The organism is Pseudarthrobacter sp. CCNWLW217 (assembly GCF_037203985.1).
Classification (GTDB): Bacteria; Actinomycetota; Actinomycetes; order Actinomycetales; family Micrococcaceae; genus Arthrobacter.
This window is the reverse complement of record NZ_JBBCBT010000002.1, coordinates 158,390-183,898: the sequence shown is the minus strand read 5'-3', so window position 1 is coordinate 183,898 and position 25,509 is coordinate 158,390. Positions and strand designations below refer to the sequence as shown.

Genomic DNA, 25,509 nt, shown 5'->3' with positions numbered 1-25,509 from the left:
AAAAATCGATAAACTAGTGCAAACTATGTTTGAATACATCAAACAGCACTAAACAACATCAAAGACCAAGGAGTAGCCATGGCAGCAACAGGGCAGCGGAAGCTTGGCACTGACGCCGGCATGGCATCGGCCATCCTGTTGTTGGGCGGCTTCCTGTTGGCCACAGGGCATGGACTCGCGGCACCATGGGTCCTCGCAACCGCGGGCAGACCCGGACCTGACCTGGACCAACTGCTCGGTGCTGCCACAACTGCGGCGGGCGTAGGAGTTGCCAGCTGGTGGATGCTCTGCATGTCCTGCGCCTTCCTCGCGGCAGCCTTGGAACGCACGGGCCGGAAACGCGCGGCCGCTACGGCAAGCAGGTTCTGTCCGGCCTTTATGCGCCGGCTGGCGCTCGCATTCTTGGCCGTTCAGATCGTCTCCACCCCTCTCGCCCATGCCGATGAGCGGGTTTCCGGACCTGGCGGGGGCCCAACTCTATCGGTCGCGGCGCCGGCTGTATGGGTACCTACCGCCGGCACAATCGCCCAAGTATCAACTGGCTCCGGGGGTATGGCGTTGGAACATCAGGCTCCCCTGTCGGGGATGCATCCGAACTGGCGGCCAACTTCTCCCATCACTGAACCAGACCTCGTTGTCGCCTCGCCCTCGCGGGCCAGGCAGGCGCCTCCAACAGCGCGGGCAGGCGTCACAGTACTTGCCGGGGACACGCTCTGGGACATCGCGGCCCGCGACCTGGGATCCACCGCCTCTGACGTCGAGGTGGCCCTGCACTGGCCTCGCTGGTACCAGGCCAACAAAGCTCAAATTGGTGAGAACCCGGACGTCCTGCTCCCGGGCCAGGTCCTGAAACCACCCGCCGCGGCCTAGGTGAGTAAAACGGGCAGCACAATACTAAAAGGGGAAACCATGAGTGCAGTAACGCCGATCCGCCCAGCAGCGCCTGTTTCAAAGCTATCTCCAGCGGTGCGGCTGGTGCCTGACAGGACGGGACGTGCCCCGCGTCCGCTCAGAGCGGTCGATGAAAAGGCGGAGGTCCTGGCAATCATACGGAGCACGGTCCAGGCTTCAATGGAGGTCTTGGCAGGAATTCGCCCGGTCCATCAGCTTGCCCGCCGTCTGGACCCGCGCTGCCTTTCGGCCCTGCAACACCGCGCGTCGCTGATCCGGCGCGAGCTTGCCCGCTCATCGTCGCCGTCATTGGCGAGGCTGCACAAAAACTCCGTGGTGAGGTCCGTCCGGCTGTGCGAGGCCGCTCCGGGCATCTACGAAGCTAGCGCCGTCGTCGTTGACGACGTGCGGGCACGTGCAGTGGCCGTCCGGCTGGAACAAAGCAAGGAGCTGTGGCGCGTCACTGAACTCGTGATTGGCTGATCCCACGCAGCCGGAATCACAGGGAAGGGCCCGGAACTCTGGTTCCGGGCCCTTCCCTGTGGTTCTCACGTCTTGGGTCAGACGTCATCGGTCATTTGCCAGTGATCAGCGGCGCTTCTTCTTGGCAGGCTTCTTGCTGGCATCCTGCACGGCCGCCTTAGCCGGGTTGCCCGACCGTCCGGATGAACGGCTTTCTACGCGTGTCTGGCTTGCGCCGTCTTCACCCGGTGCCGTGTATTGCAGCTGCGCAGGCTTCTCCGGTGCTTCCAGGCCAGCAGCATGGATCTGTGGCTCAACGTGCTCGGTGTGCCCGCCTGAGGCATCGACAACCACAACGTCCTGTGCCGGGGTTACCTCCACTTCAAGGTTGAACAGGAAACCCACGCTCTCCTCACGGATGGCTTCCATCATGCTCTGGAACATTGTGAAACCCTCGCGCTGGTACTCCACGAGCGGGTCACGCTGAGCCATGGCACGCAAGCCAATGCCTTCCTTAAGGTAGTCCATCTCATAAAGATGTTCCTGCCACTTGCGCCCGATGACGGAGAGCACCACCCTGCGCTCCAGCTCCCGCATGCTGTCCGAGCCGATGGCCTCCTCACGCGCCTGGTACACCAGCTTGGCGTCGGAAAGAAGCTCTTCCTTGAGGAACTCCACGGTGAGCCGGGACTTTCCGCCGGCCTCTTCGATGATGTCCTCCGCGGTAACGCTCACCGGGTAAAGGGTTTTCAGGTTGGTCCACAGCTGGTTGTAGTCCCAGTCATCGCCGTTGCCTTCGGCGGTGGCGGCGTCGATAAGAGCAGTGATGGTGTCTTCGATAAAGAACTGCACCTTTTCATGCAGGTCGTCGCCTTCAAGGATCCGCCGACGGTCGCCGTATATGGCTTCGCGCTGCCGATTCAGGACGTCGTCGTACTTCAGGACGTTCTTGCGCTGTTCGGCATTGCGGCCCTCCACCTGCCCCTGGGCAGAGGCGATGGCCCGGGACACCAGCTTGGATTCCAGCGCGACGTCGTCCGGCACCGAACTGTTCATCAGGCGCTCTGCTGCCCCTGAGTTGAAGAGCCGCATCAGGTCATCGGTCAGGGAAAGGTAGAACCGCGATTCGCCAGGATCACCCTGACGGCCGGAGCGGCCTCTGAGCTGGTTGTCAATGCGGCGGGACTCGTGCCGTTCGGTGCCCAGGACATAGAGGCCGCCGAGGCTCAGCACTTCCTCGTGCTCGTCTTTGACCGACTGCTTGGCCGCTTCGAAGGCAGCGGGCCACGCGGCCTCGTACTCCTCGGAGTTCTCTTCGGGGTCCAGTCCGCGCTTGGCGAGCTCAGCGACAGCCGTGAATTCGGCATTGCCGCCCAACATGATGTCGGTGCCACGGCCGGCCATGTTGGTTGCGACGGTGACAGCACCCTTGCGGCCAGCCTGGGCCACAATGGCAGCCTCGCGGGCATGGTTCTTGGCGTTCAGGACTTCGTGCCTGATGCCCTCCTTGGCGAGCAGCCCGGAAAGGTATTCGCTCTTCTCGACGCTCGTGGTACCCACCAGGACGGGCTGGCCCTTTTCGTGGCGCTCAGCAATATCCTTGACCACGGCGTCGAACTTCACTTTTTCGTTCTTGAACACGAGGTCGGACTGGTCGATCCGCTGCATGTCGCGGTTGGTGGGAATAGCCACAACGCCGAGCTTGTAGGTTCCCATGAACTCTGCGGCCTCGGTCTCCGCGGTGCCCGTCATGCCGGAGAGTTTGCCGTACATGCGGAAGTAGTTCTGAAGTGTCACCGTGGCAAGGGTCTGGTTCTCAGCCTTGATCTCGACGCCTTCCTTGGCCTCGATTGCCTGGTGCATCCCCTCGTTGTAGCGCCGGCCGGCAAGGATGCGGCCGGTATGTTCGTCGACAATCAGGACTTCGCCGTCCAGGATGACGTAGTCCTTGTCGCGCTTGAACAGTTCCTTGGCCTTGATGGCGTTGTTCAGGAAGCCGATGAGCGGTGTGTTGGCAGACTCGTAGAGGTTCTGGATACCAAGGTAGTCCTCGACTTTTTCAATACCGCTTTCCAGGACTCCAACCGTGCGCTTCTTCTCGTCGACCTCGTAGTCGTCTTCAGGCTGCAGGCGGAGAACTACCTTGGCGAACTCGCTGTACCAGCGGTTGGTGTCACCTTGGGCGGGCCCGGAGATAATCAGCGGCGTGCGGGCCTCGTCGATCAGGATGGAGTCGACCTCATCCACAATGGCGAAGTGATGCCCACGCTGGACCAGTTCGGACTTGTCCCAAGCCATGTTGTCGCGCAGGTAGTCGAAACCGAACTCGTTGTTAGTGCCGTAGGTGATGTCCGCGGCGTACTGCTCCCGGCGAACGGACGGATCCTGGTTGGACAGGATGCATCCGCTGGTCAGGCCGAGGAACCGGTAAACGCGGCCCATCAGGTCTGACTGGTATTCAGCCAGGTAGTCGTTAACCGTGATGACATGGACGCCGTTACCGGTCAGGGCGTTGAGGTAGGCCGGAGCAGTGGCCACCAGGGTTTTACCTTCACCAGTCTTCATTTCGGCGATATTGCCCAGATGGAGGGCGGCGCCGCCCATCATCTGGACATCAAAGTGGCGCATGCCCAAGGTTCTGGATGAGGCCTCCCGCACTGCGGCAAAGGCCTCTGGCAGGAGGTCATCCAGCTTCTCGCCGTCCTGGTGGCGCGCCCGCAGGCGGTCGGTTTCTTCCCGGAGTTCGGCATCAGTAAACGTCTTGAACGAGTCTTCGAGAGCATTAATGGAATCGGCATAGTTCCGCAGTTGACGCAGGGTTTTTTTGTCACCCGTACGGAGAAGTTTTTCGATAAGTGATGCCACGTGAAGATGCTCCCAGTCTCTGCCGCCGAATTCTGGCGTTTTTAGTCTACGGGAGAGACACCGGCCGCGATGCCTGTGTTCCCTGAGAGCGGATAGCACTTCCAGCCGCTCCGATGGCTGCAGCCAGGTCCCCCGCCAGGTCTCCTGTCGGGCTGACCAGAACGTCCCCCAGCCCCAGCCATTCAGCCATCAGTTCCAGCTCGGCTGCAAGTTCGACGGCGGTCTCCGGCGGGGCGTCCGGCTCTCCGTAGGCGGACCTGACCAACAGCTTTCCGGCCGCACGGTCGGCTTTGAGGTCGACCCGGGCCACCAAGGTTTCGCCCAGCAGGAACGGGAGCACGTAGTATCCGAAGCGCCGCCGGTGCTCGGGGGTGTAAATCTCGATGCGGTAGTGGAAGCCAAACAGTTCCTCAAGTCGACGGCGTTCAAAGACCAGCGAGTCAAAGGGACTCAAGAGGGCCCGGCCTGCGGCCCGACGCGGCATCCTGGCTTCAGCGTGTCGGTAGACCTTTCTGTTCCAGCCGGTAACGGTCACTGGCTCCAGCCGTCCGGAACCCACCAGACGTTCTACTGCAGCGGCAGCGGGCTTGATCGGCATGCGGAAATAGTCAGCGAAACATCTCAGTGTCCCGATGCCGTGGGCCTGGGCTGCCGCATCGATCAGCCGATACATGGACTCGTCAGGGTCCCGCGGGCCCTCCGCCGGGGCTTGCCGATCCGGGACAACCCTCGCGGTGAGCGTATATCTGCGCTCGAACTGTTCCGTTCGCGACGCCGCGGAAACGAGGCCGGCTTCAAACAAATGTTCCAGAACCCTTTTGACGGCATTCCAGTTCCACCCCCAGTTGTCATCCCGGCGGTCCTCTACATGCCCGATTTCCACTGTCAGTTCTGCCGCCGTCATGGCACGTCCGCGGGCCAGAACGTCCAGGATCTTTCCAGCCACGGCTTCGCGCAGCACCGGGTCCATGGCCGCGGCCCCAACCCACTTACGCTTCTGCCACTGCACCAGGTCTTGGTAATGCTCTGGCCGGATGTAACTGGCTTCATGTGCCCAGTACTCCATCATTCGCCGCGGGTGCGTGCTGGACATCCGCTGCAGAATGCTGCGGTCGTAGTTGCCCAAGCGCGAGAAAAAAGGAAGAAAGTGGCTCCGCGAGACCACATTTACGGAATCGATCTGGACCAGCTGCAGCTGGGCAAAGGTACGGCCCACCGTCCGTGAAGTCACGGGTCCGGAGGGCCGTCCTTTGTCCAGGCCTTGGGCTGCCAGTGCGATCCGCCGTGCCTGTTCAAGGCTCAGCGTCGCCGCCACATCAGTCCTTTCGATGGATGGTGTACACCACCCTAGATCCTGGCAGCCTCGTCATCCGAGCGGTAGGCAAGGATCTTTTCTTCAACAACCTGTTCGCCCGGTTCGCACTCATGGTCCAGGGTAATGACGCCGTATGTCCAGCCGCGGCGGCGGTAAACGACGGAAGGTGTGTTCGTGGCTTTGTCCACAAACAGGTAGAAATCGTGACCCACCAGTTCCATGTTGTCCACGGCATCGTCAAGTGAGAGGGATGCTGCGGGGAAGACCTTGCGCCTGATCAGTACGGGCGAATCCCCAGCCGGAATGTCGTTCTCAACGTCGTACGGCGATTTTTCGGCTGCCACGGCCGCCGGTTCGTTACGGTGGCTTGCCTCGACATAAATGGGCTCATGGGCACTTGCTGGCTCCAATGACGCGGTGGCTTCGCGGACCGCCTTGGGCGTGTGGCGTCCGTGGTGGACCTTCTTGCGGTCCTTTGCGCGGCGAAGACGTTCAAGCAGCTTGTTGTAGGCGAGGTCGAAGGCAGCGAATTTGTCTGCGGCGCTGGCTTCGGCACGGATTACGGGCCCGCGTCCCAGGACAGTCACTTCAACGGTGAGCTGGTCGCCGGCCTGGCGGGCATTGGTTTCTTTCGAGACCTTCGCATCCACCCGCTGGACCTTGTCGCCGAGCGATTCGATCTTCGAGATCTTTTCACCGGCGTATTCGCGGAAGCGGTCTGAGACCGTCAGATTTCGTCCGCTGATCATAAACTCCATGGTGCCCTCCAAATGACTTCGGTGACACGACGGCGGCACTTCCTAGGGCCGATCTGCTTGACAGTCGAGCCCCTTTCCGAGCCGCTATCGACAGGTACATCTGTTCTTGGTACCCACAACCGACGTTAGTTCATAGCCACAGGTTATTCATCCTTTCTTCGTTTATTTTTTTCTATGTCAGGCCCCATTCCGCCAGCTTCCGCCGATACCGTTCCGCCGCCAGCTGAATCGGGCGGGCGTGTCGCTGCGAGGACCACTGCGCCGGCCACGATGGCCCCGCTTTCGTGCAGTGCGCGGGCAGCTTCGGCGAGTGTCGCACCGGTGGTCAGCACGTCGTCGATGATGATGCACCGGCGGCCGGCTACGCCGTCGGCCTTCCGCGCCGGGACCCTCATCGATCCACGGACGCGGCTGGCGCGGGCTCCACGGCCCAGGCCTTTTTGACCGCCGGGCAGCCCTCCGGGTCCCCTTCGCCACTGCGACTTCCGCAGCACATCCAACACTGGAGTGTCCGTCAGCCTGCTCGCAGGGCCAAGCAGCAGATGCACAGGGCTGAAACCCCTCCGCACGAAGGCACCGGTGCTGCTCGGAACAGGCACCAGGGCGATCTGGTCTTCGTGCTGCGCAGCGGCAGCGATGGCGCGGACCAGTGCCCGCGACAGAACACGCCTGAGCTGGTGCTGGCCGTGGCCCTTGAATGAAAGGACCGCCTGCGCCAGCTCGTCCCGGTATGCGCCGGCCGCCACTACGGGGAGTATCACGCTGCCGTCGACATCCATGAGTGCAGGCGCCTGCGCTTCTGCCCTGAACGGGTGGCGGGTCAAGTGCCGGACCCGCCGTTCGCAGGCCACGCACAGGACCAGGTCTTCAGCGCCGCAGCAGACGCAGTCGACGGGGACGGCCAGCGCCAGCAACTCAGCAACTGCGGCGGCGCCCAGGTCGGCTGCACGCATCAGCCACCGGCGGTGCACTCCCCTGTGTTTGGCCGGTTGCAGTGAAATCGGCCGAAGGTCTGGATCCGCGGGCAACGAATCAATGGCCAGCAGACGGGCGGGGCCGCCTTTGTTTTCGGTGGATGCTGCTGCGGACACCCCCTCATCGTGCCGGCTCGGAGACTCCCGGCGAAGGGCCTGCGCCTCCTATGTGGAAAAGACCGGCACGCTGCGCTCAGCCGGCGAAGGACGGGTCAACCGGGCCCTTGAGCTGCGGCGACCAGCCGTTCCCCAGCCGCTGGAAGATGCCGTCGGCGGATTGTCCGAAGATCTCCTCGGGGCCGTTGCCCGCACTGAGCCCCACCAGACCGGGCCACGGCGCGAGCTGCTGTGGCTGCCCTGAAGTCAGCGACAACAGCTCAGGGGTCACATTTGCTGCTGCTGCGCCCTTCATGACCGCCACAACGGTATCGCTCACCCAAACACCCTGGTCCGGTTCGCTGCCGGTTGCCAGCGTGATGGGCGGCGTCAACTCCTTTGGCGTACCGTCGGCCGCACGGATGACGCCCGCAACCTGCACTCGGGTCTTCCCGTTTTGTTCGGAGATGACAAGCACCCGCACGCCTTCACGGGAAACCCTCAGGTCCTTCACCGTCCTTCCGGCAAGCCAGGCCGGAGACAGGGTAACGTTCGGCACGTCCGCGCCTTGTGCCACCCCCGCCGGCCGGTAGGCCACGATTTCCGTACCGCCGGCGGCCCCCGGGCCGGCCGTCCATACCCAGTCATGGAGACTGAAGGACGGATGCGTGAGCGTGCTGCGGGTGGTGAGTGCCCTTGCGGGCTGGCCCGGGACCATGCTGTAGAGCGTGGTCCGGCTTTCATTGAGGAAGGCTACGCTCTGGGACACCGGCGATTCCGCCGGGTAGCGCGGACCCAGGGCGGAGACCGGCTGCATGTCCGGCAGCGGGGAAACACGGTTGTTCTCATAGCGCACCAACTCGTTGCCGCTGACGGCGATCTGCCGGGCCGGGACGCCCTTGTTCTGGACAGGCGGCAGCACCGAACCGTTGTCCTCCACCCGGACCAGGTCCTGATTGGCACGCAGCTCAACGTTGACTACGTCCGGCTGGCTGCGGAAAGTCAGCGCGAGCTGCGTCTGCATCCGCAACCTGTCCTCCGTGGAGGCCTCAGACAGTTCCTTGGCTGTGAGATCCACCTGCGCAGCGCCTGACACGACGGGGACGGATTCCCTGGCAAGTTTGATGCCGGACGGGAACGCACTGACCACAGCACCGCGGAGATAGGGGGCGGGACCGGCGAGCAGGGCGCTGGTCATTGCCTTGACGGTTTTGTTCTTGATGAACCACCGGACGTCGGGAACGGCGTAGGTGAAACTCGGATCGTAGAAGTAGATCGGATACGCGCCGTAGATGACCTTAAAGGTCTCCTCCGGGATGGCTGTCCCGTCCGGAATGGCCGAGATCCGCCACTCACCGTCCACCTGGGTTACCGTGGCGGGAATATTCTCCTTGGTACCCTCCGGGGTTTGGGTTGCGATCCCATCGGCGTCGACTGTATACGCCACGTCCAGTTCGTAGTTATAGACGTTTTCGACGGCGGTGCGCACCACGCGTGCCTCGCGGTACACCAAGGCACGCTGGTCCGGTTTCCAGGCCACCGAGGAGGCCTGGGTCAAATATTCGCGGGCAACAGCGTAGTCATCCTCATAGCCACTCCCGGCACGATAAAAGTCTTCAATGATGTTCTCGGGAGCAGCGCCGGGCTGCGGCGCGGCCGGCAGGAAGACCGGGGCGTTCAGGTTGCCCGCGCTTTCATCGGTGCTCTTCCCGACTGGTCCGGCGGTCGGGATCCTCGCGCAGCCGGCGACGAATAGAACCAGCAGCAGCAGGAGGACAGCTGCCCTGGTGCGCCGAGGCGGCTGCGAGCCTGTCATGACGGCTCCTTGGGCGGCACGTGCACTGCGGTCTTTGATGATGGAGGCGCTTCCTTGCGAACAATTTGAGCCCCAGCCGGCTCGGCCGCCGGGCCCTTACCCAGGAGCAGGACATCACTCGACCTTGCTGGCACGTCCGGCAGCACGATGTCCTCCGGTTCAAGCTGCACCGGCGATTTGTCGATTTCTTCACCCTGCCGGAGGGGGACAGTCAGCCGGAAGTTGGCTCCACTGCCCTTTTTCCCCCATGCCTGCAGCCAGCCGTTGTGAAGCTTGGTGTCTTCCATGGCAATGGACAGCCCCAGCCCGCTGCCGCCAGTAGTGCGCGCCCGGGCGGGATCTGCTCGCCAGAACCTGTCAAACACCCGCGCAGCTTCGGCAGGAGTCATGCCAATGCCCTGGTCCCGCACGGCCACCCCGACGGCTGTCTGGTTGGCGGCCACTGTGATTGTCACGGGCTTTCCTTCCCCGTGTTCCACTGCGTTCAGGATCAGGTTTCGCAAAATCCTGTCGATCCGGCGTGAGTCCATCTCCACCACGATGCCGCCCGCCGGCGCCCGAAGGACGATCTCCGAACCGTATTCAGCCGCCACGGGCGCGGCACCTTCAATGACATGGGCGATGACCTGAAGGATATCCTCCGGCTCGGCGTCGAGCATGGCCACCCCGGCGTCAAAGCGCGAGATCTCCAGAAGGTCGGACAACAGCGACTGGAACCTCTCCACCTGGTTGTACAGCAGTTCAGCGGAGCGTTTGTTGATGGGATCGAAATCATGGCGCGCATCGAAGAGCACTTCCGCCGCCATCCGGACGGTGGTCAGCGGTGTCCGCAGTTCATGGGAAACGTCCGAGACGAACCGCTGCTGCATTTGCGACAGCGTGGCCAGCTGGGTGATCTGCTCCTGCAGGCTGGCGGCCATGTGGTTAAACGACGCTCCAAGGCGGGCCACCTCGTCCTCGCCCTTGACCACCATGCGCTCCTGCAACTGGCCCGCCGCCAGTTTTTCCGAGACGACGGCGGCATGGCTGACCGGGCTGACCACGTTGCGTGTCACGTACCAGGCAATGGCGCCGATCATCAACACCAGCACTGCCCCACCGGCCCAAAGTACGCTCTGGATCTCATCGAGGGTTTGTTGCGCGGTGTTCAGGTCGTAGATCAGATAGAGCTCATACACTGTTCCGTTGAAGGTCACCTTGTTGCCGACGGCAATGCCGGGCCGGTCTTCGGTGCCCACGGGAATGACGGTAGAGGCCCAGTACTGGTCCTTGCCGGATTCCTGGACTGCCTTGCGCAGGTCCGGCGGGATGACACTGACCGTCAGTTGGTCGGAAGCCCGGGATTCCACCCAGCGGTTGCGGGGCTTGGTCTGCTGCGGCATGGCTTCAAAAACGTACCGCCGCTGGATCACCGAACCCCGGCCCTCGACCGCGTTCAGGGTGTCGTAGACCAGGGTAATGACGCTGGACTGGTCGGTGACCTGCGCACCGTCAAAGGTGTCCTGAACCTGTTTGACGTTGTAGCGGGTCTCTGACTCGGCCTGGGTAAGGCGCTCCTGGAACAAGTTATTGGCGATCTGGTTCGAGAGGTAGGCACCCACCACGGCAAACGATGTCACAGCCAGCAGCAGTGTTGTCAGCACCGTCCGGAATTGCAGGGAACGGCGCCACCGGCGATGCAGGGACTGCACGATGTACCGCAAGGCTGGGAAGAACCGGCTGATACCAGTGCGGATGAGGCGGGCAACACGGAGGCCGACGATGACTGCCCGCCGTTTCCAGATGCGGGCGCGGAAGGGGAGCTGCTCAAGACCAGCCGCCAAAGAGTCTGTGTGCTCAGGGGCAGCGTGATGTTCTTCCGGACGTGCAGCGTGGTCTTCTGCGGATACATCCGGAGCGCGTCCGCCATCTGCTCCTGTTGGGTCAGGAACCTGCTTTGTAGCCGACACCACGAACCGTCAATACTACTTCCGGGGCCTCCGGGTCCCGTTCGATCTTTGACCGGAGGCGCTGTACATGGACATTGACCAGCCTCGTATCCGCTGCATGGCGGTATCCCCAGACCTGCTCAAGCAGCAGTTCCCGGGTAAACACCTGCCACGGCTTCCGGGCCAGGGCGACCAGCAGATCGAACTCCAGCGGAGTGAGGGAAATGCGTTCGTTTCCGCGGTTGACGGTGTGGCCCGCCACATCAATGGTGACATCGGCAATCCGAAGGGTTTCGGGAGCCTTCTGGTCCCCCGGCCTTAGCCGCGCCCTGACCCGCGCCACAAGCTCGGCTGGTTTGAACGGCTTGGGGACATAATCATCGGCACCGGACTCCAGTCCGCGGACGACGTCGGACGTGTCCGACTTGGCAGTGAGCATCACGATGGGCACGTCCGATTCGGACCGGATCTGCCGGCAGACCTCAATGCCATCCACGCCGGGAAGCATCAGATCCAGCAGCACGAGGTCCGGCTTCGATGAACGGAACACATCCAGCGCCTGGCTGCCGTCAGCGCAGAAGACCGGCTCAAAGCCGTCATTGCGCAGGACAATTCCGATCATCTCGGCCAGCGCTTCGTCATCGTCAACTACCAGGATGCGTGCCTTCATAGTTATATATTCCCTTATAGTCCACCCTTTGTCCTGTTGATCGCCGCCACGGCATGGCGCAACGCTATGATGCCGGGCGCCGGAACTATAGGCTGGGATCGTGCCGGCCCTCGCCGGACGCCTTGGCCGCTGACCTGCGGCAACAGGCGCCCGCCCGCAAGCGTCCGGTTCCGCTCGGGGGAAGGAACAGGTTGTCACAGCAAGATCCGAACGTGCAGCAGCCACCACGGGGCGGCGGGCCGCCATGGCAGCCGCAACCTGGTTTCGGCCCGCCCCAGTGGGGAGGCCAGCCTACATGGGGACCACCCACTGGCCCGGCGCATCCAACGCAGTGGGGCCAGCCGCCCTACAACCCCTACGGCGGTCCGCCGCCCTACCGCCAGCCGCAATACGTTGCCCCGCCCAAACCCGGCATTATCCCGTTGCGGCCGCTGATGTTCGGCGAAATCATTGACGGCTCCTTCCAGACCATCAGGCGCAATGCCAAGGCAATGTTGGGCGCGGCCCTGCTGGCCCAGTCGTTGGCAGTGGTCCTGACCGCCGTCCTGACGGCAGGCACGGTGGCCTCCGCAGCCTCCCTGGAAAGCTGGATCGAGGGCCTCAACGATCAAGACATGGCGGCGGCGGGTTTGGCCTTCCTGGCCGCAACCCTGCTCGTGGTCGTCCTGACGGTATTCCTTTCGGCAGTCCTCCAAGGGGCCATGGTGGTGCCCGTGGCCCGTTCCGTCCTCAACCGCACCACGGGCTTCCGGCAAATGTGGACGCTGGCCAAGGCACATGCCGGCGCGCTCATCCGTCTTGCCTGCCTGATAGTCCTCGGCTGGCTGTTGGGCGTAGCACTGTTTGTTGGCCTGGCGGTCGCCGTGATCGCTGCAGCCGGTGGAATTGGCGCGCTCATCCTGGTCCCCCTCGGATTCGGCGGCTTCGCTCTTTTCATCTGGATCTATATCAAAATCCTGGTGGCCCCTGCCGCCGTCGTCATCGAGGAGCTGGGCGCGGTCGACGGACTCCGCAGGTCATGGCAGCTGACCCGGGCAAACTGGTGGCGGGTCCTGGGAATCACCTTGGTGGTGGCCATCATGGTGGGCGTCATCGCCCAGGTGGTGACCATCCCTGTGAGCCTGCTGCCGGCGTTCTATACGTCTGTGGTCTCGCCCCATGGCGGCACGGATCAGGCGATAGCAGCAGCTGTGGTCGTGGCCGTCATCACCGCCATCGTCACCGCGCTTGTCGGCGCCGTTGGTTACGCCTTCCAGACGGCGGTGATGGCCCTGCTCTACCTGGACTTGAGGATGCGGAAGGATGGCCTGGATATCGCACTTCTGCGCCTGATGGAATCCGGGGCCGATCCCGACGGCGTTCCAGGCCGCGGCATCCCGGTACACGGCTGGCCGGCACAGGGTGGACCTTCCAACAATGCAGGACCCGTGTACCGTGCCTGGCCCGATGTCCGTTGAACCGCCCGTCCTGCCCGACGCCGACGAAGCCCGCCGCTGGGCCGTGGAGGAACTGGCCAAACCTGAGTACAGAAGTGCCGAACCTGGCTGGCTGGATGCACTATGGCGCGACTTCCTGGACTGGCTGGCCTCGCTGGACGGCCCTTCCGGCTTGGAAGGAAATATTGCGGCGCCGCTGACGGGGGTGGTCATAGCAGTCCTGATAGCCGCCGCCATTGTCGTGGCACGGCCGCGCTTAAACGCCCGCACGAAGAAGCCGCAGGAGGTGTTCGACGACGACACCTCCGTCAGTGCCTCGGACTACCGGGGAAGCGCCGCAGCCGCAGCAGACCGCGGAGACTGGGGCGCCGCCGTCGTACACCGATTCCGTGCGCTGGTCCGGGCCGCCGAAGACCGAAGCATCCTGGACGCCAGGCCGGGCAGGACCGCAGACGAAGTGGCACGTGAACTGGCCGGCGTTTTTGTTCCTGAGGCACAGCGACTCGACCGGGCCGCCAGGACCTTCGACCGGATCCGCTACGGCCACGGCGCCGCAGAGCGTGCTGACTACGAAGCCATGACAGCCCTCGAGGCTTCCCTGCAGTCCCTGAGGCCCGGCGACGCTCCGGCCTCTCCTGTGGGCGCCCCATGACAACGGACATCGACGCCCGCCCAGCCGTGTCCGGTGATGCAACCCCGCAGCCCGTCCCTGGCGGGCTGGCGGGCTGGGGCAGGCGCCACCGCGGCCAGGCAGTCGCGGCTGCGGTGTTCGCCGTCGCGCTGGCCGTCACGATCATCACGCAACTGGCCCCGAAGGGTGACTCGGTTCCCCTGTCCATACGGAATGCAGGGCCCGACGGCGGACGGGCAGTCAGCGAAATCCTGGGCCGGCACGGGGTGGATGTTGCCGGCGTCGACTCCTTCAGCACGGCACTGGCTGCCCTGCAGGCCGGCACGGATTCAACGCTGCTGCTGTACGACCGGAACGGCATCCTTGACGAATCGCAACTGGAACGGCTCACCGTAGAGGCCACGCGCGTGGTGCTCGTGACTCCGCGGCTCAGTACCCTGACGGCGCTGGACGCAGGAATCAGCCAGGCCGGGGTGGTGCCTGAAACCTCCCCCACGCTGGAGCCCGGGTGCTGGAACGACGCCGCCGAAACAGCGGGAACGGTTTCCGGGGAGACCGGATTCCTGTACAGCGTTGAGGGCGATGGCGGGAACACTGTGTGCTACCGCCCGCCCGGTTCAGAGGCCGGCCTGCTCGCGACCACCGAAGACGGGACACTGTCAGTCCTGGGAAGCACTGAGCTGATCAGCAACGCCGGGCTCGATGAACGCGGCCATTCGGCCCTTGCCCTCCGCACCCTCGGTGGTTCCGGGGACTTGGTCTGGTACGTTCCCGGACTGGCCGATGTGAGCGGAGCCGGATCCCCGCAAACGCTCAACGAGCTCGCTCCTGACTGGGTGGCGTTCCTCGGTCCGTGGCTGGTATTCGTCGCCGCCCTTGCCATCCTCTGGCGTGGCCGGCGCTTTGGTCCGCTCGTTTTTGAGCCGCTGCCTGTGGTGGTTAAGGCCGCGGAAACCGCGGAGGGCAGGGCGCGCCTCTATCACGATTCCCATGCAGTGGACCGCGCCCGGGACAACCTCCGGGCAGGTACGTTGGTCAGGCTGGCCAAAGAACTGCGGCTGGGACCCGAGGCCTCGGCCGATGACGTTGTCCGGGCCGTGGCGCAGATTGTCGACCGGCCTGAGGGCAGCCTGCGGGAATTGATCAATGAACGGCCCCTGAACGAAGCCAGGCTGGTGCGATGGTCCCAGGAGCTGGACAACCTAGAGAACGAGGTAAGAACCCGATGAATGAACACCTCCGCGGCCCGCAGATCCTGGACCCTATGCAGCACGATCCTGCGCGGCAGGCGCTCCTGGAGGTCCGGAACGAGGTGGCCAAGGCCGTGGTGGGCCAGGACTCGACCGTCACCGGAATGCTGATCGCGCTCCTCGCCCAGGGGCATGTACTGCTCGAGGGCGTACCGGGCGTGGCCAAGACGCTGCTCGTTCGGGCGCTCTCGGCGTCGTTGAGCCTGGACACCAAACGCGTTCAGTTCACTCCTGACCTGATGCCCGGCGATGTAACGGGATCCTTGGTTTACGACTCCCACACCTCGGAGTTCAGTTTCCGCGAGGGACCGGTCTTCACCAATATCCTCCTGGCCGACGAAATCAACCGCACACCGCCTAAGACCCAGGCATCGCTGCTGGAAGCAATGGAAGAGCGCCAGGTTTCGGTGGACGGAGTTTCCCGGCCATTGCCTGTGCCCTTCCTCGTGGCAGCAACGCAGAACCCGGTGGAGTACGAAGGGACCTACGCCCTGCCCGAGGCCCAACTGGACCGGTTCCTGCTCAAGCTCACCATGCCGCTTCCGAACCGAACGGAGGAGATGGAGGTGATCCGTCGGCACGCGTCCGGATTCAGCCCCCGCGACCTGGCCGGCGCTGGTGTCCGGGCAGTCGCCGGCGCGCAGGACCTTGAGCGCGCGCGGCAGGCCGTGGCCAACGTCGCTGTCGAACCTGAGATCATCGGCTACATCGTGGACCTGGTCCGCGCCACCAGGGCGGCACCCTCATTCCAGCTGGGTGTTTCTCCCCGGGGAGCCACAGCGCTCCTGAACACCTCGCGGGCCTGGGCGTGGATGTCCGGCAGGAGCTTCATCACCCCCGACGACGTCAAGGCCCTGGCGTTGCCTTGCCTCCGGCACCGGGTGGCACTCCACCCGGAAGCGCAAATGGACGGCGTCCGGGTGGATGACGTGCTGACCAGCATCCTGGCCTCCGTGGCCGTTCCGCGCTGACCGGGATGGCACTGTCCGGGCGCTTTGTGGTCCTTGCCCTGCTGGGGCTGTTGCCGGTGCTGTTGTTGCCCGGATGGTGGACCGTCCTGGGCGTTATCGTTGTGCTCGCAGCAATCCTGGGCCTTGAGCTTGGCCTCGCGGCGTCCCTGCGCGCCATCGAGGTCCAGCGCCAGGATCCGGGCCAGGTGACCCTGAACGGCGTGGCCCACTCAATCCTGACGGTCCGAAACCAGGGCAGGCGCCAGCTGCGTGGGTTCATTCGGGACGCCTGGCAGCCCTCGGCCGGGGCGCATCACCCGGTCCAGCCGTTGGACATCCCCGCCGGTGAGCGTCGCCGCGTGCAGGTTACGCTCCGCCCCGTCCGGCGCGGGGTCCTCCTGGCTCCTCACGTCACGCTCCGTGCCTACGGGCCGCTGCGGCTTGCGGCCCGGCAGCGCACTATCCCCTGCCCGGGGTCCCTCCGCGTCCTGCCGCCCTTCCACTCCCGCCGGCATCTGCCGTCCAAACTGCGTAAATTGCGTGAACTTGACGGCAAAGCTGCTGTGCAGATCCGCGGGGCGGGCACGGAGTTCGATTCGTTGCGGGACTATGTGCGCGGTGATGACGTCCGGTCGATTGACTGGCGGGCAACCGCCCGCCGTTCCGCCGTCGTCGTACGGACCTGGCGGCCGGAACGGGACAGGCGCGTGATCATTGTGCTGGACACTTCACGGACGTCGGCGGCGCGGATCGAGGACGAGCCGCGCCTGGACACCGGCATGGAAGCTGCCCTGTTGCTGGCGGTCCTGGCCGAACGCGGGGGTGACAGGGTGGACTTCCTGGCCTTCGACCGGCGCCCGCGGGCAAGGGCCGGATCGGCAGTGTCCGGAAACCTCCTGGGCCAGCTTGTTCAGGCCATGGCTCCCTTGGAGGCCGAACTGATAGAGATGGACTGGCAGGGGATCCCGGGCCAGATCAGGGCCGTATCGGCCCACCGTTCGCTGGTGGTGCTCCTGACGTCCCTCGAAGGCGGAGCCCCTGAGGAAGGGCTTATCCCTGTGGCCACGCGGCTGGCAGCCCAGCACGTGGTGGTGGTGGCCGCTGTGCGTGACCCGCTGTTGGGCCAGATGCTCAAGGAACGTGAGACTGCTGCTGGCGTTTTCCGGGCTGCTGCGGCCGAACGCACGCTGCTGGAACGCGAGGCCGTTACCGCCCAGCTCCGCCAGCACGGGGTGGAAGTGGTGGATGCCGAACCCCACCAGTTGCCGCCTCGGTTGGCAGACATGTATATCCGGCTGAAGGCGGCGGGTAGATTGTGAGATCACGCAAAAGCGCCGGCGCCCGTTTAGCCACCAGGAGGTCATGATGAATATCCCTATATACCGGCAGGCTCTGGGTGCGGACTTCGACCGGCTGCAGCCAGAACTCCAGGACTACTTTTCGCTCGTGCCCGGTTCGGGGCAGTACGGCATCGGCGAAGGCGTGTTCGACGTCGTCGGTTGCAGGCAGCGCTGGCTGCAACCGCTGCTGAAACTGACGTCCGGGGAGGAGGCCTTCTTCCCCGAGTACGGCGAGCGCATTCCTTTCAGGATCGAAAACCATGCCCACGAAGATCCCTTTGGACGCTCCAGCCTGACAGCCCGGCGCGAGATCAGGTTCCCTGGCCGGACCCGGATCTTCCAGGACACAACCAGCGTGACTGAATCAAACGACGGCCCACGGCTGGTGGACTACGTGGGCCGGTTCCGGCGGCTGGTTACCGACTTGAACCTCAGCGTCACGGAATCGGGCCGCCTTCGGGGAGTCTCGGAAGCTTCCCGGCTGTTCCTCGGCCCGCTCCGGATCCCGCTGCCTCCCGCTCTCGATGCCAAAGCCTACGCCGAGCAGTGGTGGGACCCTGCCGCCGGGGAACATGGCAAACACCGCATCCAGGTCAAAGTTCTCCAGCCGCAGATCGGGCTGGTCCTGGTGTATGCCGGCAGCTTTGACTACCGGCTGCGCCCCTATGCGGGCGGGAGTTCGGCCCAGAGTTTCTTGCCCCGATACGCGCATCCGGACCGCTGGGAGGACCGGACCTGACAGGCGGCCCGCAGCACTGCCTGGCGACGTCGGACTGTATCTACCCCAGTGCCAGCTGGTTCAGCCCGTCGGCCACCTGCGTGAGCCTGGTAAGCACTGCCGTGGCCACCGCCGGGGATTGTCCGGCGAGGCCTGCGGAGGGTGTGACCCGCAAGGTACGCAGGGACGACGCCGGCAACCCGAGCTGGTGCCACGGCCGCCAAACGGATTCGACGACGTCGGGCACTTTTGGCAGATTCCCAGAGCCCACGTCCAGCGCGCCGGCCCACAGCTGTTTGCCGCCCTCGACGGCGCCTGCCAGTTGCTCCCATTGCCGTGATGTCAGGGCCTTCAGGGGCACCGCGATGCCGTCCGCCCCGGCAGCCAGGATGCGGTCAAAGGGGGCTTCGATTTCCGGCACGGCAATGATGATTTCCGCGGCCCCGGCTTCCCGCAGGGCGGCGGTCACCACACTCCAGGACTCGGTGGCCTCCTGCCCCGCCACTGCACGCAGCGTGCGGTAACCGCTCGACGTCGGAATGGTCCCTGCCAGCACGGCAGCGATGTCCGGTTCGTCGAGCTGGACCACGAGGCGTGCCCCGGGAACTGCCGCGGACACCCGCGACAGGTAGCTTCCCACGCCGGCCGCCAAGGAAGCAGCTACGTCCCGGCGGGCACCGTAGTCAAGGAGGGCGCGTTCGCCGTTATGCAGGTGGAGACCTGCTGCAAGCGTCATGGGGCCCACCAGCTGTACCTTCAGCTCCCTGGCGGGGGCATCCTCCGCTCCGGCAACGTCCGCGAGGACGTTGATGTCGGTTGACAACGCCGATGCGGCCCGGCGAACGTCCTTACCGGGGCGGTCCACCAGCCGCCAGCCGAACGGCTGGACATCCACTGCCATTTCAACCAGCAGCGACGCCGTGCGGCCCAGGGCATCCGAGCCCACTCCGCGGTCGGGAAGTTCGGCCAGGAACGGTAAGTGCGGACTGCCGAGTTCGCCGCGGATAATACGGGCCGCTTCTACGGGGTCCTCCCCCGGCCAGGAACCAAGACCCGTAGCGGTTACCTCCTGCGGACCGGCAGGGAGTGACTCGGGCTGGTTTAGGGCCAGGTTGGCCTGCCCCTGTGGGGTCCGGCCTGGCTCTTGTGGGCTGGCGTTCCTCACGCTACGACGGACGCCTGAGGCCCGGAGGGGATTCCTGAGGGCTGCTGCGTCCCCTCGCCGACGTTGGTGTGTCCGACGGCCTCGTGGTTTTCCGCGGCTGCCTGGTGGTCCTCGGCGATCGCTTCGTGGTGGCGGATCACCTCGCCAATGATGAAGTTCAGGAATTTTTCGGCGAACGCGGGATCGAGATGGGCGTCCTCGGCCAAGCGTTTCAACCGCGCAATCTGGGCTGTTTCACGGCCGGGATCGCCCGCCGGGAGACGGTGGGCAGCCTTCAGGAAGCCCACTTTCTGGGTGGCCTTGAACCGCTCCGCCAGCAGGTAAACCAAGGTGGCATCGATGTTGTCGATGCTGGAGCGGATCGACAGCAGTTCCGCCATGACCGAGTTATCCACCTGTCCGGCCAGCGAGCTGGCGGCGGCGTCGTAGGTTTCTGAGTCAGGAACGTCGTGGTTGTGCTGCGTCATGGTCCAAGTCTATGGGCAGGCGCGGAAAACCCTTGCGGTGTTAAGCTCGCGCCGCAGCCATCCCGCCGTCGTCCCTTCCGTGCCCCCGGGATGGACACTCTGGCCTCGTTCGGCCGGAGTGTCCATCCCCGCTGGATGGTCAGATTCCCAACAATGCCCGGTGTTCTTCCCGGCGCCGTGCCTGCTCCTCAGGATCAGGCACCGGAAGCGAGGCAATGAGGCGTTTGGTGTAATCGTGCTGCGGCGCCCCCATGACCTGGCTGCCGATCCCCTGTTCCACGAGTTTCCCCTTGTAAAGGACACCCACCCAATGGGACAGGATGTCCACCACTGCGAGATCGTGGCTGATGAACAGTGCCGCGAAACCGAATTCGGCCTGGATTTCCTTGAACAACTCCAGGACCTTGGCCTGCACCGAAACGTCCAAGGCCGACGTCGGTTCGTCCGCGATCAGCAGCTTCGGGTTCAGGATGAGGGCCCGGGCCAGCGAGGCCCGCTGGCGTTGGCCGCCTGAGAGCTCATGCGGGTATCGTGCCGCGTACGACGCCGGCAACTGGACTGATTCAAGCAGCTCTCCAACGCGTTTGCGTGCCTGCGCCGGGCTCGGGTTGGTGTGGATGATCATCGGCTCCGCGACGCAGTCCCCGATGGTCAGCTGGGGATTGAACGACGCTGCCGGATCCTGGAAAACGAACCCGATGTCCTTCCGCAGCGGCTTAAACGTCCGTTCCTTCAGGTTCAGCATCTCGTATCCCAGCACCTTCAGGCTGCCGCCTGTGGTCCGATTCAGGCCCGCGATGGCCCGGCCAATAGTGGTCTTTCCGGAGCCTGACTCCCCCACCAGCCCAAAAACCTCGCCTTCGGACACGGTGAAGCTGACGCCGTCGACGGCTTTGAAGGACGGCGTCCCCAGCCGGCCGGGGTACTCGATGGTCAGGTTCCTCGCCTCCACGAGGACCTTGGCCTTTTGGTGGGCGCGTTCCGTCATGCCTTCCGACGCCGAGTTGTGCCCCAGGTGGGGCACGGCCGCCAGCAGCTTCTTGGTGTAATCCTGTTTGGGCTCGGCAAACAGCACCCGGGAGGTTGCCTCCTCCACCACGTCGCCCTGATACATCACCACCACGCGGTCAGCCAGGTCGGCCACCACGCCCATGTTGTGTGTGATCAGCACGATGGAGGTCCCGTACTTGTCCCTCAGGTCTCGCAGCAGTTGCAGAATCTCCGCCTGCACCGTGACGTCCAGGGCCGTGGTGGGTTCATCGGCCACAATCAGCCCCGGGTTCAGGGCCAGGGCCGCAGCGATGACAACGCGCTGCTTCTGGCCGCCGGAGAACTGGTGCGGATAGTAGTTCACTCGATGTTCCGGATCCGGGATCCCCACTTTGCGCAGCGCCTCAATGGCCCGGGCTTTCGCTTCCTTGCCGGAGACGCGTTTCCCTCCGCCGGCATGGGCACGGATGCCCTCGGCAATCTGCCAGCCCACAGTGAATACCGGGTTCAAGGCTGTGGAGGGCTCCTGGAACACCATGGCCACATCGCGCCCACGGATCTGCCGCAGTTTCGAGGCACTCACGCTGATGACGTTGTTTCCGTTGATCAGCACGGCCCCGCCGCTGGTAGCCGTTTCCGGGAGCAGCCCAAGAATTGTTTTGGCGGTCACCGTCTTCCCCGAGCCCGATTCACCGACTATGGCCAGGACCTCTCCGGCCTTTACCTCAAGGCTGACGTCCTTCACGGCGTAGACATCACCGCCGTCCGTGGCGAAGGTGACTTTGAGGTGGTCTATTTCCAGGACCGGCTGGCCTGCCGGCCTGGACTGGTCCGATACGGATCCAATATTGATGGTCAAGATCCTCTCACTTCCACGTCGATGGCAGCCTGAGCGGCGGCAGTCGAACCCGGTCCGCCCGTGCCGCCGGCCGCCTTGCGTCCGCGAAGGCGCGGATCGTTCAGGTCATTGATGCTTTCGCCCACGAGGGTGAGGCCCACCACCGTCAGTACAATGGCGAGGCCCGGGAACAGGCCCGTCCACCAGATCCCTGACGTGGTGTCCGCCAGCGCCTTGTTGAGGTCAAAGCCCCATTCGGCAGCGGAGCTCGGTTCAATACCGAACCCCAGGAAGCCGAGCGCGGCCAGGGTGAGGATGGCTTCGGAGGCGTTGAGGGTGAATATCAGCGGGAGCGTGCGGGTGGCATTTTTGTAAATGTGCCGGCCCATGATGCGGATGTTCGATGCTCCCACCACCTTGGCGGACTCGACGAACGGCTCGGCTTTCAGTCTGACTGCCTCGGCCCGTATCACCCGAAAGTACTGCGGAATGAACACCATGGTGATGGCGGTTCCGGCAGCGAAAATGCCGCCGATCAGGCTTGATTGTCCGCCGCTGATGACGATGGCCATGACGATGGCAACCAAGAGTGATGGAAAAGCGTAAACGGCATCCGCAATGACTACAAGGATCCGGTCAAGCCAGCCGCCCAAGTAGCCACTGACGAGTCCAAGAACCACACCGATAACAATGGACATGAGGACTGCGACCACAATTACCAGGACGGCGGTCTGGGCACCCCATACCACTCGGGAGAAAACGTCATATCCTCCCACCGTGGTGCCCAGCAGGTGCTGGCCGCCGGGCGCTTCCTGAGTGGGGAAATTGCCTGCTTCGTCCGAGAGTTGTGAATAGCCAAAGGGCGCAATCAGCGGTGCGAACAGGGCCGTGAGCAGGAACAGGCCTGTCAGGATGAGGCCGGCCACCAGCATCCCGCGCTGCAGTCCGACGCTCTTGTTGAAATGGGAAATAACGGGAAGCCGTTTGTAAAACGCTGCCCGGGGATTAACGAGGGGCTCAGGGCCTGCTGTGACACTCATGTCAGTACCTCACGCGGGGGTCGATCAGCGCGGCCAAAATGTCCACGATGAAGTTGGTGATGGCGACGATGATGGCCAGCAGGACCACGATGCCCTGCACGGCCACGAAGTCGCGGGCCGTCAGGTAGTTGGCCAACTGGAATCCCAGGCCCTTCCATTCAAAGGTCTTCTCTGTCAGCACTGCCCCGCCGAGCATCACTGCGATCTGTAGGCCCATCACCGTGATGATGGGAATGAGCGCCGGCTTGTAGGCGTGCTTCGTCACGAGCCGGAATTCACTCACTCCACGTGAGCGGCCGGCCTCGACGTAGTCCTTGCCCAGGGTCCCGATCACATTGGTTCGGACCAGCCTCAGGAAGATACCTGCGGTCAGCAAGCCAAGCGCTACAGCGGGCAGGACTGCGTGGGCCGCTACGTCACCGAGTGCTGCCATGTTTCCGCTGCGCAGCGCGTCCAGCCAGTAGATGCCCGTGGGTGCCTGCAGGGACGTCAGGGCGAGTTCGCTGGACGTCTTGGCCCGGCCAGCGACAGGCAGCCAGCCAAGCCAGACGGAGAAGGTGAGTTTGAGCAGCATGCCCGCGAAGAAAACGGGCGTCGCGTAGCAAAGGATCGCGAAGACCCGAAGGACGGCGTCGGGCGCGTGGTCGCGGCGGTGTGCCGCGATCATCCCGAGCGGGATTCCCACCAGCAAGGCGATCAACAACGCGTTGATGGACAGCTCAAGGGTGGCGGACCCGTAGGTTGTCAGCATCTCCGATACGGCGCGGTTGTCTGTGAGGGTCCGGCCAAAGTTTCCGGTGGCCAGCTGTCCGAGATACTCAAAATACTGGACCAGGATGGGACGGTCGTACCCGGCGTTGTGGATCCGTTCCTGAAGCTGGTCTTCAGGCAGCCGTCCTCCCATGGCCGCTGTAATGGGGTCACCCGTGATCCGCATAAGGAAAAACACCATGGTGACGAGGATGAAAATTGTCGGGAAAATCAGCAGGAACCTGACCAGGATGTATTGGCCGAGCCCCCCGCCGGAGGATTTCTTGGTGGACGGAAGAATTCCGTCTGCGTCGCTTGGCGGCGCGTCTATCAATGTTGTCATTGGTACCTCGTTGTGTGGTGGCCTGGACCAGCGGCTCCCCCGGGGCGCTGGCCGTTGACCAGCAAGGAGGCGGGACGCCGGTAGGCGCCCCGCCTTTTGCGTGGTCAGAGCCGGGTGGCTGGTGGACCTACTTGGACATCACACCGAGCCGTGTCTTGAAGGATGCATCGAGCGTCTTTTCAACACCCTTCACATCCGTTCCCGCGACCATGACCTGGGCGCCCTGCAGCATCGGCAGTGTCGAGAGGTCCTTGGCGATCGCTTCCTGGGCTTCGCCCAGCAACTTGCTTCGTTCGGCCTTGTCCGCGGTGACCAACTGCTTGTTCACGACTTCGGTGACCGCCGCGTTTTCGTAGTGGTTGCCGAGGAAGTTGCCCGGGATGAAGAAGGGCGTCAGGTAGTTATCGGCGTCAGAGTAGTCCGGGAACCAGCCGAGCTGGTAGACCGGGTAGGCATCCGCGCGGCGTTCCTTGGTGTAGGTGGTCCACTCCGTCGACTTCAGGTCCACCGTGAAGAGACCCGACTTCTCGAGTTGTCCCTTGACCAGCGCGTATTCGTCCGCCGCGGAGGTGCCGTAGCGGTCCGTGTACTGCAGCTTCAGGTCCACAACGGAAGTGACGCCGGCATCCGCGAGCACCTTCTTGGCCTTGTCGAGGCTCGGCTTGCCGCTGCCGTCACCGTAGAGGCTCTTCAGGGGCTCTGTTGCACCTTCAAACTCCTTCGGAACGTAGGAGTAGACCGGCGTGTAGGTGTTCTTGAAGACCTGCGAGGCAATGACGTCCCGGTCCACGAGGTGAGCCACTGCCTGGCGAACGGCCAGGGCCTTGGCGGGGTTGGCGTCGGGGGTTTTCGCTCCGAACGGCATGGTGTCGAAGTTGAAGACCATGTACCGCAGTTCCCCGCCCGGCCCCTTGTGGACCTTGACCTTGGAGTCTTTCTCGAGGTCGGCGATGTCCGTGGCAGTCAGGATCCTGCCCGCGACGTCAATGTTGCCCTGCTGGACGTCGAGTTTGAGGTTGTTGGGGTCGGCATAGTGCTTGAGCGTAGCGCCGTCATTGGAGGCCTTGCCCAGCATGCCCTGGTAGTCAGCGTTTGGTTTGAAGCTGACAAGTTCGTTCTTTTTGTAGCTTTCAATGGTGTACTGACCCGCGAATGGTTTCGCGGCGACGATAGCGTCGTCGTCCATGACCTTGTCGGCTGGGAACACCTGCTCATCGACGATCGGCCCCGGGTTGGACGCGAGCACGCCCGGGAAGACCTGGTCATTGGCGGCCTTGAGGGTGAACACTACGGTGTCGGGATCGGTGGCTTCAATCTTCTCCATATTCGCCAACAGGGAGGCGGGACCATTGGGATCGTCGATTTTTTTCACCCGGTTGAACGAAAACACAACGTCGGACGAGTCGAGGGTGTTTCCGTTGGCGAACTTCAATCCGGACTTCAGCTTGACGGTGTATTCCGTGGGGCTTGTGAACGATGCCGATTCCGCGATGTCGGGGCTGGCTTCGGCCGTACCGGGTTTGTAATTGAGCAGGAATGGATAGATCTGGTTCATCACCATAAAGGAACCGCCGTCATAGGATCCGGCGGGATCGAGCGTGACCACTTTGTCCGTCGTTCCGTAGGTAATGGCGCCGCCTCCGGCACTTTCGGTGGACGTTCCGCCGCCACCACCTGAGGGACCCGTACAGGCCGTCAATGCGAAAGCGGAAACACCCGCGAGCGCGATAGCGCTCCGCAAGGCTTTGGTGCTCTTGATCATCTGTGAACTTTCTGTTCGATGAGTACGCGCTCGCCGCCCGCTAATGGGGTGTAT

The 25,509-nt window shown here is 63.8% G+C and carries 21 protein-coding genes; 8 read left to right on the top strand and 13 right to left on the bottom strand.

The genetic code is table 11. The annotated features are described in order from the left end of the window. The first annotated feature begins 78 nt into the window (after nucleotides 1-78). Nucleotides 79-870 carry a LysM peptidoglycan-binding domain-containing protein gene (locus V9L18_RS03410; protein ID WP_337345769.1) on the top strand — a complete coding sequence of 264 codons (792 nt, stop codon included), beginning with the start codon at nucleotides 79-81 and terminating at the stop codon, nucleotides 868-870. 39 nt (nucleotides 871-909) lie between these two features. Next, nucleotides 910-1,374, top strand: coding sequence for an Rv3235 family protein (locus tag V9L18_RS03405; protein ID WP_337345768.1), 465 nt, complete (start codon nucleotides 910-912; stop codon nucleotides 1,372-1,374). 105 nt (nucleotides 1,375-1,479) lie between these two features. On the opposite strand, the gene secA is transcribed toward V9L18_RS03405, so the two are convergent. The 7 genes from secA to mtrA all read right to left on the bottom strand — a co-directional run bounded on the left by secA (nucleotide 1,480) and on the right by mtrA (nucleotide 11,775). Continuing rightward, nucleotides 1,480-4,218, bottom strand: coding sequence for a preprotein translocase subunit SecA (gene secA / locus V9L18_RS03400; protein WP_337345767.1), 2,739 nt, complete (start codon nucleotides 4,216-4,218; stop codon nucleotides 1,480-1,482). A 46-nt stretch (nucleotides 4,219-4,264) separates the two neighbouring features. Next, on the bottom strand, nucleotides 4,265-5,533 hold the full coding sequence (locus V9L18_RS03395; protein WP_337345766.1) for a winged helix-turn-helix domain-containing protein: 1,269 nt from the start codon (nucleotides 5,531-5,533) through the stop codon (nucleotides 4,265-4,267). A gap of 32 nt (nucleotides 5,534-5,565) precedes the next feature. Further along, nucleotides 5,566-6,291 (bottom strand): ribosome hibernation-promoting factor, HPF/YfiA family, encoded by a 726-nt coding sequence (gene hpf / locus V9L18_RS03390; RefSeq protein ID WP_337345765.1) that lies wholly within the window; start codon nucleotides 6,289-6,291, stop codon nucleotides 5,566-5,568. A gap of 143 nt (nucleotides 6,292-6,434) precedes the next feature. Then, nucleotides 6,435-7,382 (bottom strand): ComF family protein, encoded by a 948-nt coding sequence (locus tag V9L18_RS03385; protein ID WP_337345764.1) that lies wholly within the window; start codon nucleotides 7,380-7,382, stop codon nucleotides 6,435-6,437. A gap of 76 nt (nucleotides 7,383-7,458) precedes the next feature. Further along, nucleotides 7,459-9,177 (bottom strand): LpqB family beta-propeller domain-containing protein, encoded by a 1,719-nt coding sequence (locus tag V9L18_RS03380; protein ID WP_337345763.1) that lies wholly within the window; start codon nucleotides 9,175-9,177, stop codon nucleotides 7,459-7,461. Next, entirely contained in the window at nucleotides 9,174-11,000 is a 1,827-nt protein-coding gene (gene mtrB, locus V9L18_RS03375) for an MtrAB system histidine kinase MtrB (protein ID WP_337345762.1), read from the bottom strand. Before mtrB ends, V9L18_RS03380 begins: the two co-directional genes overlap by 4 nt. Nucleotides 11,001-11,100: 100 nt before the next feature. Further along, nucleotides 11,101-11,775, bottom strand: a complete 675-nt coding sequence (mtrA, locus tag V9L18_RS03370; RefSeq protein ID WP_337345761.1) for an MtrAB system response regulator MtrA — start codon at nucleotides 11,773-11,775, stop codon at nucleotides 11,101-11,103. 212 nt (nucleotides 11,776-11,987) lie between these two features. Here mtrA and V9L18_RS03365 point away from each other — a divergent pair, with 212 nt between their 5' ends. The 6 genes from V9L18_RS03365 to V9L18_RS03340 are packed head-to-tail and all read left to right on the top strand — an operon-like array spanning nucleotide 11,988 to nucleotide 18,121. After that, nucleotides 11,988-13,232: a DUF7847 domain-containing protein gene (locus tag V9L18_RS03365; RefSeq protein WP_337345760.1), complete on the top strand. Its 1,245-nt coding sequence runs from the start codon at nucleotides 11,988-11,990 to the stop codon at nucleotides 13,230-13,232. Continuing rightward, complete coding sequence (locus V9L18_RS03360) at nucleotides 13,222-13,863, top strand: DUF4129 domain-containing protein (protein WP_337345759.1); 642 nt, start codon at nucleotides 13,222-13,224, stop codon at nucleotides 13,861-13,863. Before V9L18_RS03365 ends, V9L18_RS03360 begins: the two co-directional genes overlap by 11 nt. Further along, nucleotides 13,860-15,071 (top strand): DUF4350 domain-containing protein, encoded by a 1,212-nt coding sequence (locus V9L18_RS03355; protein WP_337345758.1) that lies wholly within the window; start codon nucleotides 13,860-13,862, stop codon nucleotides 15,069-15,071. The genes V9L18_RS03360 and V9L18_RS03355 overlap by 4 nt, the downstream gene beginning before the upstream one ends. Further along, nucleotides 15,068-16,063, top strand: coding sequence for an AAA family ATPase (locus V9L18_RS03350; protein WP_337345757.1), 996 nt, complete (start codon nucleotides 15,068-15,070; stop codon nucleotides 16,061-16,063). The genes V9L18_RS03355 and V9L18_RS03350 overlap by 4 nt, the downstream gene beginning before the upstream one ends. Nucleotides 16,064-16,068: 5 nt before the next feature. Then, on the top strand, nucleotides 16,069-17,361 hold the full coding sequence (locus tag V9L18_RS03345) for a DUF58 domain-containing protein (protein WP_337345756.1): 1,293 nt from the start codon (nucleotides 16,069-16,071) through the stop codon (nucleotides 17,359-17,361). 46 nt (nucleotides 17,362-17,407) lie between these two features. Next, entirely contained in the window at nucleotides 17,408-18,121 is a 714-nt protein-coding gene (locus V9L18_RS03340; RefSeq protein ID WP_337345937.1) for a DUF4166 domain-containing protein, read from the top strand. Between the two features lie 40 nt (nucleotides 18,122-18,161). On the opposite strand, the gene V9L18_RS03335 is transcribed toward V9L18_RS03340, so the two are convergent. From V9L18_RS03335 to V9L18_RS03310, 6 genes are all read right to left on the bottom strand, one after another. Continuing rightward, nucleotides 18,162-19,211: a hypothetical protein gene (locus V9L18_RS03335; RefSeq protein WP_337345936.1), complete on the bottom strand. Its 1,050-nt coding sequence runs from the start codon at nucleotides 19,209-19,211 to the stop codon at nucleotides 18,162-18,164. A gap of 50 nt (nucleotides 19,212-19,261) precedes the next feature. Next, on the bottom strand, nucleotides 19,262-19,732 hold the full coding sequence (locus V9L18_RS03330; RefSeq protein WP_337345755.1) for a chorismate mutase: 471 nt from the start codon (nucleotides 19,730-19,732) through the stop codon (nucleotides 19,262-19,264). Nucleotides 19,733-19,871: 139 nt separating this feature from the next. After that, a complete protein-coding gene (locus tag V9L18_RS03325; RefSeq protein ID WP_337345754.1) occupies nucleotides 19,872-21,581 on the bottom strand; it encodes an ABC transporter ATP-binding protein in 1,710 nt (569 codons plus the stop codon). Then, nucleotides 21,578-22,600, bottom strand: coding sequence for an ABC transporter permease (locus tag V9L18_RS03320; protein WP_337345753.1), 1,023 nt, complete (start codon nucleotides 22,598-22,600; stop codon nucleotides 21,578-21,580). Before V9L18_RS03320 ends, V9L18_RS03325 begins: the two co-directional genes overlap by 4 nt. 1 nt (nucleotide 22,601) lies before the next feature. After that, a complete protein-coding gene (locus V9L18_RS03315) occupies nucleotides 22,602-23,693 on the bottom strand; it encodes an ABC transporter permease (protein WP_337345752.1) in 1,092 nt (363 codons plus the stop codon). 127 nt (nucleotides 23,694-23,820) lie between these two features. Continuing rightward, nucleotides 23,821-25,455 carry an ABC transporter substrate-binding protein gene (locus tag V9L18_RS03310; protein WP_337345751.1) on the bottom strand — a complete coding sequence of 545 codons (1,635 nt, stop codon included), beginning with the start codon at nucleotides 25,453-25,455 and terminating at the stop codon, nucleotides 23,821-23,823. Nucleotides 25,456-25,509: the final 54 nt, after the last annotated feature.